The organism is Tangfeifania sp. (genome assembly GCF_055108615.1).
The window spans coordinates 1-12,512 of sequence record NZ_JBSQIC010000102.1 but is presented as its reverse complement, the minus strand read 5'-3'; the positions used below and the strand labels follow the sequence as shown (position 1 = coordinate 12,512).

General features: G+C 41.3%; 11 protein-coding genes. 8 read left to right on the top strand and 3 right to left on the bottom strand.

What is annotated here, in order from left to right; genetic code table 11:
• Nucleotides 1-327 precede the first annotated feature (327 nt).
• On the top strand, nt 328-1,182 hold the full coding sequence (locus tag ACTCNA_RS16055) for an AraC family transcriptional regulator (protein WP_462948951.1): 855 nt from the start codon (nt 328-330) through the stop codon (nt 1,180-1,182).
• Nucleotides 1,183-1,241: 59 nt separating this feature from the next.
• Here ACTCNA_RS16055 and ACTCNA_RS16050 read toward each other — a convergent pair whose 3' ends face one another.
• The 3 genes from ACTCNA_RS16050 to ACTCNA_RS16040 form a co-directional block, all read right to left on the bottom strand.
• Nucleotides 1,242-1,397: a hypothetical protein gene (locus ACTCNA_RS16050; protein WP_462948950.1), complete on the bottom strand. Its 156-nt coding sequence runs from the start codon at nt 1,395-1,397 to the stop codon at nt 1,242-1,244.
• A 222-nt stretch (nt 1,398-1,619) separates the two neighbouring features.
• Nucleotides 1,620-3,404 (bottom strand): purple acid phosphatase family protein, encoded by a 1,785-nt coding sequence (locus ACTCNA_RS16045; protein WP_462948949.1) that lies wholly within the window; start codon nt 3,402-3,404, stop codon nt 1,620-1,622.
• 146 nt (nt 3,405-3,550) lie between these two features.
• Nucleotides 3,551-5,767: a hypothetical protein gene (locus ACTCNA_RS16040; RefSeq protein WP_462948948.1), complete on the bottom strand. Its 2,217-nt coding sequence runs from the start codon at nt 5,765-5,767 to the stop codon at nt 3,551-3,553.
• 299 nt (nt 5,768-6,066) lie between these two features.
• Here ACTCNA_RS16040 and ACTCNA_RS16035 point away from each other — a divergent pair, with 299 nt between their 5' ends.
• The 7 genes from ACTCNA_RS16035 to ACTCNA_RS16005 all read left to right on the top strand — a co-directional run bounded on the left by ACTCNA_RS16035 (nt 6,067) and on the right by ACTCNA_RS16005 (nt 12,419).
• Nucleotides 6,067-6,585, top strand: a complete 519-nt coding sequence (locus ACTCNA_RS16035) for a LacI family DNA-binding transcriptional regulator (RefSeq protein WP_462948947.1) — start codon at nt 6,067-6,069, stop codon at nt 6,583-6,585.
• 117 nt (nt 6,586-6,702) lie between these two features.
• Nucleotides 6,703-7,980 (top strand): FG-GAP repeat domain-containing protein, encoded by a 1,278-nt coding sequence (locus ACTCNA_RS16030; RefSeq protein ID WP_462948946.1) that lies wholly within the window; start codon nt 6,703-6,705, stop codon nt 7,978-7,980.
• Nucleotides 7,981-8,022: 42 nt separating this feature from the next.
• Nucleotides 8,023-9,096 (top strand): uroporphyrinogen decarboxylase/cobalamine-independent methonine synthase family protein, encoded by a 1,074-nt coding sequence (locus ACTCNA_RS16025; protein ID WP_462948945.1) that lies wholly within the window; start codon nt 8,023-8,025, stop codon nt 9,094-9,096.
• 36 nt (nt 9,097-9,132) lie between these two features.
• Nucleotides 9,133-10,050 (top strand): dihydrodipicolinate synthase family protein, encoded by a 918-nt coding sequence (locus tag ACTCNA_RS16020; protein WP_462948944.1) that lies wholly within the window; start codon nt 9,133-9,135, stop codon nt 10,048-10,050.
• A 32-nt stretch (nt 10,051-10,082) separates the two neighbouring features.
• Nucleotides 10,083-11,564, top strand: coding sequence for a sodium:solute symporter family protein (locus ACTCNA_RS16015; protein WP_462948943.1), 1,482 nt, complete (start codon nt 10,083-10,085; stop codon nt 11,562-11,564).
• Nucleotides 11,561-12,172, top strand: a complete 612-nt coding sequence (locus ACTCNA_RS16010) for a NanQ anomerase/TabA/YiaL family protein (protein WP_462948942.1) — start codon at nt 11,561-11,563, stop codon at nt 12,170-12,172. The genes ACTCNA_RS16015 and ACTCNA_RS16010 overlap by 4 nt, the downstream gene beginning before the upstream one ends.
• Before the next feature lie 13 nt (nt 12,173-12,185).
• Nucleotides 12,186-12,419, top strand: coding sequence for a DUF1349 domain-containing protein (locus tag ACTCNA_RS16005; protein WP_462948941.1), 234 nt, complete (start codon nt 12,186-12,188; stop codon nt 12,417-12,419).
• The last annotated feature ends 93 nt before the right edge of the window (nt 12,420-12,512 follow it).

The window sequence follows — 12,512 nt, the reverse complement described above, 5'->3', positions numbered from 1 at the left end:
TCGATTCATTTGACTTCAAATTAAACGCTTGTTCCCTACTGCTCAACAATCCAATTCTGAAAGAATTGAACAACAATAGCCGTAAATGGAATTTACGGTTGAGCAGGCACTTTCCATATCAACTTGTTAAAAGTTTTAGGAAAATTCTGTTTTATCTATCATTTCTTTAATCTCTTCTAAATATTTATCACTTGTTTTTTTATTATTACAAAAGAAAAGCAAACAAGGTCAAAACACTTGTCGAAATTTGTTTTTTTTGCATTAAATTTTGACTAATATTCATAAAAAAACTTGTATATTTAAGCTTTATGGTTAAAAAAGGATAATATGAAATTTGTTTATGAAAAGATAGATGTCTCGTACAAACATTCATTTATCACACGTCGGTTAAAAATGGATCCTGATTCAGATAAAATTCATTCTCACAAAAATTTTGAGCTTAATTACATTACTTCAGGATCAGGACGGAGAATTGTTGGTAACCATATTTCAAGCTATACCCCGGGAGACTTAGTACTATTAGGACCTAATATTTCGCATTGCTGGGAAGTTATGGAACCTGGTACAGATGGTCATGGGGAATGTGTGGTAACTCATTTTTATGAAAACATAATTAGTTCTAACTTTTTTAATATTCCAGAACTGAATGAAGTAGTTAATCTTCTGAAAGAAGCCAACAGTGGGATTCTGTTTCATGGACCGATTACTAAAAAGGTTTCTGAATCACTAAAAAAAATGGTTCGCATTGACGGCCTTGCACGCTACATTGAACTTTTAAAAGTGTTCAGCCTTTTACTTCAAGTCGAAAACCGGGAGTACTTAGCTCTGCCATCCTCCATGCCAAACACCTACGATAAGGATCGTGAGCAAATTGATAAAATTTACGAATATGTTTTTCAAAATGTCCAAAATGGAATTAACCTAAACGATGCAGCCAAACTGGTTTACATGGAACCAAGTTCGTTTTGCCGCTACTTTAAAAAGAAGACCAACCAAACATTCATGGATTATGTAAAAAATGTGCGCATTGGTATTGCCGCCCGGCTGCTGGCCGAAACCGACAAACAGATTACGCAGATTTGCTACGAATGCGGCTATAACAACCTGGCCAATTTTAACCACTACTTTAAAGTGGTGATGAAAAAAACGCCCTCGCAATACCGCAAAGCGTTTCTGCAGTAAGACCGAATTCAAACCTTCAAGGTTTCCAAAACCTTGAAGGTTTAACTAACCGAATCTATCTACCTAATTCCAAACGGCTGCGTTCCCATAATAACCTCACCCGGCCCGAAAATCTCGGCACGGACGTATTTTTCAACTTCGGGATTTTCTTTCAGCGAAAGTTGTGTTTCTCTGAATAGCCAGCATTCCCAGTTGTTGGGGGTCGCGATTTTCATAAACCAAATCCTGTTCTTCCAGTTGCCCGATTTCGAGACGTTGGCGGGAGCCGTTGCTCGGTTCCAGTTCGGCAAATCCGGTCCACGGGTTAGGGGTTCATTCGGCCGTCGCTGCGAGTGGTGTGCGTGTGAAAATTTGCTTTGTATAACTTTAATACAACTCAGGCCTTGCAGTACCATCAAACGGCGCTGCCCCCGACTGTTTCAATGGTTCTTTTCTTCTTATTTTACAATTTCAAATTCATCAATTACCTCTCCCTCAAAATTCACTGACTGGTAATAAAGTTGGTTTCCGTTGATGCGAATGTGCTGGTACAGCCAGCAATCCTGTTCCCGTACAGCAGCGTAAGGTTCATCATCAATTTCTTCGTTACGTCCGGGAATTCCCAGGGAAATAATGTAGGCTGTGCCGTCGTTGTATGAATCCACAACCTGCCCGTCCTTCATGGGTTTGGAGCGCATGTAATAATGAATATGCCCGCTGAAAACCATATTCACGTGGTACTTGTCGAAAACCGGAATCCACTCCTCCTGGATGTTCAGGTAAGGTTCTTCCCAATTGTAAGGAGGAAAATGGAACACCGCAATTTTCCAGTTGGCCGACGAGTTGGCTAATTGCTTCTCAATCCACTCCGTTTGTGCTTCTACTGAAGAAGTGGCATCAAGCATCAAAAACAGTGCATTTTTATAGGTGAATGAATAAGTTTGCTCCTTTGGCACTCCCTCCGGACCGTTGGCGGGATAAATGAACATATCGCGGTACATTTTAGCGCCAAGTCCCAACCGGTTGTCGTGGTTTCCAGGCACGTTCATCAGCGGGTTTTTACGGAGAACCTCTTTGGAATATTCAAAAAGTTCATCCCACTGGTCGCGGTAGAGGCCGTCGCTCACCAAATCGCCGGCAATAGTATAAAAAGCCGTTTCGGGATGGGCAGCTTCGGCTTTGTTATGCAGGTCGCCAAACTCCTTTTTGTGATGCACATCGCCAAACCAGATAAATGAAAAGGAGTCATCGCCGGACGGAGTTGAAAATGTACAGGCTTTGTTCCAGTCGGTTTCCGGGACAATTAAATATTCATAATTAGTTCCCGGTTTCAAATTCCTGATTTTTGCAGTAAACCGGTGAATAAAACGGTCATTCATCAGTTCGCGATCTTCCATCACATACTTTTCAGCCTCAACTACTTTTTCATCAGTGGTTCCTGCAACCCGGTATTTCACTTCCCCGGTTTCTACTGAAATGTTCGTCCGCCACTGAATGTCGATGCTTGTTGACGGATCGGCGCTCCAGGTCAGTAAAACCTGGTCGGGTTTAGCAGACGACGGGAATTGGGTTTTACGGAAGGCCCCAATGAGGTGTGATTCCTTTCCCCTTCCCCGAATGGTGGTCAGCAATTTTTGACCTTTCATTTCTTCGGGAACGTCCATCAAAACGAGTTCGGTCCAGTCGTGGTAAGTGAAAACACTGTCATCCAAAACTCCAATATACTGGTTTTCGGGGATAGAGCAAGACAATTCCAGTCGGTCATTTTCATTTTGCGGCGCTACGGAAACAAAATAGTGATAAGCAAAATTTTTGAATCCGTTAATCCCGAGTTCCACAGTTCCTTTATCAAATTCCTTTTGCCACACTTCATAGGTATTATATTCGTTTCGCATTTCGAGGCGTGTTTTTTCAAATCCGGCAGGTCCGAGCCAGAACGGCATCGTCTTCTGACTTGTATTACGCATAATGGAAACCACCACCGGCACATTTACGTCGAACACCCAATGCCGGGTGGAAAGCACTTCCAAATCTGCTTCAGTAAAAAGCGACATGGCTGTTTGTTGGTCAATTGCTGCCAGTTCATCTTCATTCATGGTAGCATAAAGCCGTGTAACTACTTCATCCATCACCTGCTGAACCGACTTTTCCGACTCAGGATTTAATTGCGAACACCCAAAAAAAAGGAGTGCAAATATTCCCGTAAAAAAAAGGCTGAAATATATCTTTCTTGTTTTTTGCATTTTGAAATCCTTTTCTTTTGAAAATTTTATAAACACCCGGGATTATCTTTAACGGCTAAAGCCGGGTTACGCTTGTAGCTATTTCCTGTTCACCGGGCTGAAGCCATGGTGCAATACATCCGATTTTTCAGTTCATTATCCAGCAACTATTCAATTACCTCCAGATAACGTCCCAACCAGTAGGGCAGCAACCAAATGTCACCGGCACTATACTCTGAACTTCCGTTATTGCCCCCGTCAAGCCCGAAACGGTTGGCGTTGTGCCGCCTTATTTGCAATTCATCGGGCGGCAGCACCTCTTCAGTGGTTTGCCTGCGGAAATTTTCCGGAATGGGCTGAATATCTTTCCTGTGGCTGTTTTTTACGGTCCAGGTGATAAGGTCCATCGGGTATTCCTGTAAATACCAAATGGCTTCTTCCAGGTCGAATTCATTATTCACCATAGCAGTAAACAGATTCCACAAACCCTCTTTTTCAGGCCGCTCGTGTTCCCAATGGTCGATGATGCTTTCACGGAACATGGCTTTCAGTGAATCGTTAAACGCATAACGGTACAATCCCCAGTAACCCAGAAAGTACATTTCGTCGTCGGAGTGGTTCCACGATTCGGATAACATTTCTGCCCAATCATCTGAACCATCAGGTGCTTTGCCAATCTCTTCCATAGGCCGCATCAGGTTTTCGAAGTACCCGTAGTCGTGCATCAGTTCGAATGCTTTTTCTTTGTAAATTTCTTTTTTGGTGAAATGATAAGCTGTTTGCAGCATGGCCACAATGTTCGAGCTGTTCAGCTTGCGGTCGCCCACCGAGGTAGGAAATCCATTTACATACTCAGGATTCCATCGCCCCCACGTTGTTGGTTTGCCGTCGTAATCCACCAGGTAAAAATTGTTGTCCACAATGTGCTGCATCAGTGCATCGAGCAGTTGAACCGCTTTTGCCCTGACCGGTTCCACATCAATCAGTTCGGCAATGGCACCAAACACAAATACATGACCGATGGCTTCATCACTGCTGGTGGTGGCCTTCCAGTCCCACTCGGGATCTGCGGAATGTTGCCAGCGTTCCGGGTTCGACAATTTTTCAATGTATCCGCTGCGGTTGAACGACCGCGACGGGAACCCCGGCACCAGATTGACGGTGTAAAGCCGTTCCATGGCATCCAGCGATTCGATGATATTTTGCAGCGCTTCTTCAGATTTGGTTACGGCATACCTGAAAACCTGGCTTCCGAGGTACATGGAAGTCCAGAGCCCGTCGTTGTCTGAATCGTCGAGATGACCGGTGGACAGGTTACCGTTTTCCATTCCGCTCAAAGTGGAATTAAACCCGTGGCGGATGTGGCGGAGACGCACCTGTTTTTCGAAGTATTTTGCCTTTTCGGCCAAAGTTATTTTACTGAAGCAAATTTGCCCCAGGCCATTATCTGTCAAAATCAAAACCGAATTATACGGGCCCTCGGCTATATCAATCACCCGGTTTCCGGGAAGCCAGCGCTCGCCGTAATAATAGTCATATTTGCCATCGTTGCGCAATTTAAAAGCCCCCTGGGGCGAACCGAACCAAACGTTGCCGTTAACCTCTTTCACCACGGTAATTTCAGGCACCGGGAGGTTTGATTTGATGTCTCCTTCCTGTTTTTGTGAAAGGTTGTTGATTTCGATGTAACCGTTTGGTGTGCCAATAATGGTTTTTGTGCCAAAGGCCACCACATCGAAGGAGGTAAATCCGGTCCCTTCGAAAATGAGTCGCAACTCCTTTTCTTCCGGGGAAAAAGTCTGAAGCGAATTTGAGGTCAATATCCAAAATTTTTCGGTCCCCGGAACATATTTCAGTTCAAGAATGTTTTCCGATGTCCGGCCTTTCCAAAGTTCTTCCGAATCATTAAGCAATTTCAAATTTCTACCATCGGCAACCAGGAAAGTAAAATTTTCGCCACCGGCAAACAGATTTACATCAGGCATCTGATGTTTTGAGAAAAGTTTACCAGCCCATGCGTTGCTCAGCACGGCTTCATCATCGAGGTAAACCAGTTGCTGTTTGTAAGTTGCCAATCCGACAATATTTTTATCGGACATTGGACGGTAAGTTCCGTCCTTTTCCAGCGTTCCCGGATAAAGAAAATCTCCGTCATGGGGATGCAACAACCCGTCAGATGATAATATCTGTATTTTTCCGTTTCGGTCGGCAGCTACTTTTTCAAGCGTTATGCCTGGCTGATTGAAATAGTATTTTATGCTGTAATCCTGCCAAAAAGAAGCATCGTGGTGAACAGGTTTTTCCTTATCTGAAGTTGCTCCGTGCAGGCTTCCCGCCAGAAAAATGGCGAAAACAAAAAAAGCGATTAAAGACTTTTTATTCATGGTTAATTTTTATTGAGTTTTTCATTTTTCCCTTCTTCCTGTAACCTGAAAATCCGGTGACCTGTCCAGGTTTGGTTAAACAATTTAATTTTCTCCACAACGTAAATGCACAAAAATAAGATAGAATTCATGTGGAATTTTGCCCCATAAAAAGGCCTGAAATAATTAAACATATGAAATATATCAAAAAACCATTAGAAATAGTCAAAAAATACAAAATTAATTTAAACGATTAAGCATAGATTTGATTTATAATTTGAAATAATTTTAAATTATTTCTTTTCAACTTTAAACTGATCATGGCTAAAAAAGTTTCAATGAAAGACATCGCAAACAAGGTTGGAGTTTCAACTGCCCTTGTTTCTTATGTGCTCAATGGACTGGAAAAAGAAAAACGAGTCAGCCAGGAAGTCGTTGAAAAAATACACAAAGTAGCAAAAGAGCTCAATTATAAACCAAACCAAATTGCACGCAGTTTAAGGAAAGGCTCTACAAATACCATAGGCCTGATTGTGGCTGATATTTCAAACCCCTTTTTCGGGCAACTTGCGCGGGTAATTGAAGATGAGGCTACTAATAGAAATGAAAGGCGAGTTGAATTGGCAGGTGAAGGATTAAAATATTTCGATATACTTAGATGGAAGATAGCAGAAGAAGTAATGAATAAACAAGTTGTAAGTTTCGAAATTCCAGATTTACTTCCCTTAAGAATTATTCATACCAGGAATTTTGACCCAAATAAACATTACGTTTGGCCAATTCCTCAAAGTGCTATAGATAATGCCAAAAATTTAGAGCAACATCCGGAATGGAGATAAAAATAATAATTACTGAAAAGGTATATTTTTAACAATATTTTGAAATAAATTAATAATAATAACCCGGTTGTGATTTATCTTAACTGGGTTATTGTTCATAACTTAAAAAACTTTGATATGAAAAATAAAATTTTCATTCAACTACTATATTTTATTGCATTTTTGATACCTAGTACTGTATTACACAGCCAAGATCTTGAGCGATTAGCATACAACAATCCAGATATTCTGGTTGATTTGGGAGTTGGTTTATGGGCCTGGCCACTGCCTATGGATTACAATGATAATGGATTAACCGATCTGGTAGTTGTTTGTACTGATACACCCTATAAAGGGGTTTATTTCTTTGAAAACACGGGAGTAATTGATACAGAAACAAAGTTGCCCGTTTATAAACCATCTCAACGTATCGGCGAAGCAGTAAATAATGTAAGTATATCCTATTATAATGGCGAACCTTTAGTAACCACTCCTGGCAAATGGTATCCTGACTTTAAAAACTCTGCTTTTGAGAATCCGGAAAATATTTCAGCTCCTGATGTTAAGGAACTTCTTTTTAAAGAAATTAACACGCGAGCCAATCAGTGGCATTTTGTTGACTTTAATGGGAATGGAGTTTTAGACTTGATAGTTGGCATTGGGGTTTGGGGCCCGAGGGAATACAAAGGAAATGAATATTATGGTTGGGATGATGCCTATGATGAAAAAGGCCAATGGACAAATGGCCCTTTACATGGTTACATATATTTATTAGAAAACGAAGGGAATAATGAGAAACCAAAATATAAGGAACCAATTCAGCTACTGAATACAGATGGTGTGCCACTCAATGTTTATGGCAGGCCATCTCCCAATTTTGCCGATTTTAACGGGGATGGAAAACCGGACTTAATTTGCGGTGAATTTCGTGATGGGTTCACTTTTTTTGAAAATGTCGGTTCCAAAACAAACCCATTATTTGCTCCTGGAAGGCCACTTACTAATGGTGATCAAATTATCCGGATGGACCTTTGCATGATCACTCCTGTTGCTTATGATTTTACAGGAAACGGTTGGTTAGACTTAATTGTTGGGGATGAATTAAGATTAAATGGAGGGAAAGCCGGTCTCAGTGGCCGGAGAAAAATCTCAATTGTTGACTTTGATGGTGATGGGCGGCTAGACCTTTTACTTAATAGTCAAAATGCTACATTTTATAAAAATATAGGTGAAGAAAATGGAATCATCATTTTTGAAGACAAGGGGCTTCTGGATAAACGAAAATTAGCCGGACATACCAGCAGCCCATCAGTTATTGATTTAACAAAAGATGGCATTCCTGAATTAATTATCGGAGCAGAAGATGGATATATTTATTATCGGGATAATCCTTATAGCGATAATTCTGCTAAATAGAACTTGATTGGGTAATACCTTTTTAAGGTACTCTAAAAATACATGGAACAATTAATTAGCTATATAGCACCATCGGCTCCTGCAACTCGCAGACCAGCTACAGGGAATGAACTTCCTGTTCGACCAGAAATAGGTTTTACACCTAATTGGTATAGAACCAAACTCGAAATTGACTTTAGCGAACAATGGCACCATGATGCAAAGTACCGCAAAGAAACGATAATCGCAATGCGAGATGAACTTGACAGGCGCTTCCCTGGCAGGAAAATCGGAGTTTTGTTAGAAAATTCACTTGATTTATTAACCGGGGTATATGGCGCTTGCACAGTAGCGGCAATTTATGGTATTCCTATAATCTATAGCAAAAACAACTGGCCTAATTGTGCACATAAACCAATGACTGATTATGAAATAAAGACGTTGATACCTCCGGATTTGGACAGTAATCCCTTCTTTCAAAATCTGATGAAACAAGTGGATTGGATTCAAAACGATCAGCAAAAGATAATTGGGTTTATAAATTGGCAAGGAGTCCTGAATAATGCACAGCGGCTCAGGGGAGAACAACTTTTTATAGACATGTTCATCGATCCGGATTCGGTATTGCATTTAATGGATTGTGTATGTACCACAATGATAGATGCAGCCAAACGACTGCACAAACGTCAAAAAATGAGCAATGTGGATTACCAATTTTTCACAGTGAGCAACTGCCTTGTCAACATGATTTCCCCCGAACAATACAGGGATTTTGTAATGCCGTTCGATTTAAAAATATCCCAGGCATTCGGTTTAATGGGTATCCATAATTGTGCATGGAATGCCGATCCGTATATTGAGTATTATGCCAAAATTCCTAACTTGGGTTATATTGATATGGGTATAAAATCAGACCTTGCTAAAGCCAAAAGTTTTTTTCCTGATGCAAGAAGATCTATTATGTACACTCCAATGGATTTAAACTCAAAACCCATTGGTCAAATAAAGGAAGATATGGACAGGATTTCTCGCTTATATGTCCCTTGCGACATGGTTGTAGCTGACATCGAAAAAGGAACTCCTGATAAGAAAATTATTCAATTACTCCAAATAATTGATGAAATAAATTTAAGTTAAACAAAAAAAGAAGTAATAAAATTTTAAATTATTGTAATGAAAACCAATCTAAAACTTCCACTACATGGCATCATCCCCCCACTTATCACCCCTTTACTCGACAACGATACCCTGGATATTGAAGGTCTGGAACGGCTAATAGAACATACTATTTCCGGAGGTGTTCATGGCATTTTCATTTTAGGGACTACCGGAGAGTTTGCAAGTATAAGTTACAAGCTCCGGAGGGAGCTAACAGAACGTACCTGCAAGTTGGTAAAAGGACGTGTCCCGGTGCTTGTGGGAATAACCGATTCAGCATTTACTGAAAGCCTGAACCTGGCGAAAATTGCAGCCAACTGTGATGCAGATGCGGTTGTGCTGGCACCACCCTACTATTTTGCTGCCAGTCAGCCTGAATTGCTGGAATATCTTCAGCGCATAATGACGCAAATGCCGTTGCCCCTTTTTCTGTACAATATTCCTTCGCATACAAAAGTGATGCTCGCACCCGAAACCGTAAAAGCTGCTGCTGAAATTCCTGGAATTATCGGAATGAAAGACAGTTCATCAGACCTGGCATATTTTAAGCAGGTGCAATTTGCACTTAAAGACAGGGATGATTTTACATTCATGGTTGGCCCGGAAGAATTTATGGCTGAGTTTGTTCTGACCGGCGGTCATGGCGGCGTAAACGGGGGAGCAAACCTGTTTCCAAAACTGTATGTGGATTTATATGAGGCAGCTGTGAAAAGAGATTTTAAAATAATACATGAGCTTCAACAAAAGGTAATGCAAATCAGTTCTTCAATATACAACATAGGGAATTATGGTTCAAGCTATTTAAAAGGTCTTAAATGCGCTTTGTCTGTCAGAGGAATTTGCAGTGACTTTATGGCTGAACCTTTTCACCGGTTTAATAAACCGGAGCGGGAAAAAATTGAAGCAGCGTTAAATGCTCTCGAACTTCAGTAATTAGACTTAAATTTTAAAATTATTCTACACTCATGACTGTAATAGATATTACCATCTTCATTCTCTACCTGATTGGCATCGTTTTGTTCGGAAGTTCTTTCTACCGGAAAAATAAAACCGCCTCGGCCTTTACACTTGGAAACAATACCCTGCCCGGCTGGGTTATTTCCATGTCGATTCTGGCTACTTTTGTAAGCAGTATAAGTTACCTGGCCCTTCCGGGGCAGGCTTTTCTCACCGACTGGAACCCGTTTGTGTTTAGTTTGTCACTTCCAATTGCATCCATTATTGCTGTTAAGTTCTTCGTTCCGCTTTACCGTTCGGTCAACAGTCCCTCGGCCTATACTTACCTGGAAAGACGTTTCGGCCCCTGGGCAAAAACATACGCTTCAGTAATGTACCTGCTTACCCAGCTTATGCGGGCAGGAACCATCCTGTTTCTGATGGCCCTTCCCCTAAATGTTTTGCTGGGATGGAACATTACTACGATTATAATCATTACCGGATTAAGCGTAATGATCTATTCACTTCTCGGAGGAATACAAGCTGTAGTGTGGACCGATGCAATACAAGCCATTATCCTTATTGCCGGGGCGTTGGTTTGCATCGGTGTACTGATGTTTTCCATGCCTGAGGGGCCGGGAGAAATTTTTCATATTGCTGCAGAAAACCAAAAATTCAGCCTTGGCAGTTTTAGTACCGGGTTAACCAGTTCCACATTTTGGGTGGTATTAATTTATGGTTTGTTTATTAACCTTCAGAATTTTGGAATTGACCAGAATTACATTCAGCGGTATATGAGTTCCCGTTCCGATAAGGAGGCACAAAAATCGGCCCTGTACGGTGGATTGATGTATGTTCCGGTGTCAGCGTTATTCCTGTTTATCGGAACAGCCCTTTTTAGCTATTATCAGGCCAATCCCGGATTACTACCACCGGATGTGGATGGCGACAAGGTATTTCCGTGGTTTATTGTGAACCAATTACCAGTGGGACTTACCGGATTGATGATTGCTTCTATTTTTGCAGCTGGTATGAGCACTGTATCAACCGGACTTAACAGCTCGGCAACCGTTATCCTGACCGATTTTTTTAAACTGCCACCCGAACATCCGGAAACCGAGCGGAAATCGATGCTGGTTTTATACCTTTCTTCATTCATTTTCAGTGTGCTTGCCATTATTATTGCCGTGGCAATGATTAACGTACAAAGCGCCCTGGATGCCTGGTGGAAACTGGCTTCCATATTCAGCGGGGGAATGCTCGGGTTGTTCCTGCTCGGCTTTCTGGCGCCGAAAGTAAAAAACACCGCCGCAATAATTGGAGTAGTTGCCGGAGTTTTAGTGATAGGCTGGATGAGCCTGTCGCCAGTGATTTTCACCACAGGAGAGATGGTAAAATATGCCAGTCCGTTTCACAGTTATCTCTCAATTGTATTTGGCACAATGGCCATCTTTATTGTGGGATTTTTACTGGGAAATGTTGTAAATAAACTCTTTAAGAAAAACAAATGAAAACTCTACTCATCATTACACTTACAATTTTTATTATGGGGTCAGCATGTAATCAGCAAAAAAATAAGGCTCCTGACCAATGGAGCGAAAACGAGCTTAAAGAATGGTTCAGTAAAGGCGAATGGAAACAGGGGTGGGATGCCCGGCCAGATGAATCGGTGAATCAGAAAGAGTTTGCCCGTTTGTATTTTAAAAATCAGGAGCGCTGGAATAAAGCCTTTCAATTTTTAAGTGGGCAAAACCTGGCAGATTTGGAAATAGGAAGGCACGAACTTGAAGGTGCCGATTTGTTCGTGAATGTTGACGAATATGTTACCCGAAACGAGGAAAACGTTTTGTTTGAAGCGCACAAAAAGTACGCTGACATCCAGGTTTTGGTTTCAGGAGAAGAAAAAATCGGGGTTTTGCCATTGGACGAAACAAATGTTACTGTTCCTTACGATGAAGAAAATGACATTATGTTTTTAACCGCGGAAGGCGAAAACTACCGGAATGCAGCGCCCGGTAAGTTTTTTCTGTTTTTCACGAAGGACGCGCACAGGCCTACGGTCAAAAAAGCAGAAAATATTCAGGTCAAAAAAATAGTAGTGAAAGTAAGAATAAATTGAAGAATTAACGGTCATGAATCCGGAACAATTTTACTGGATAAACCCACCGCAGAAATTCACGCTGCACAATGGCGTTTTGAAAATTCAAACCGAACCCAAAACAGATTTCTGGCAACGGACACATTACGGATTCAGCAAGGCGAATGCACCGGCTTTCCTGACCAAGGTTGAAGGTGATTTTACATTCCGTGTAAAAACGGAATTTCACACCCAAAACCAGTTCGACCAGTGCGGGGTTTTACTTTAGGGCATCTCTAAAAACTAAATGTTGATATAAACATCTGATTGTTAATATTTTAATGAGCTGAATGCCAATTAAAATGCTTAATTTAGTTGTATA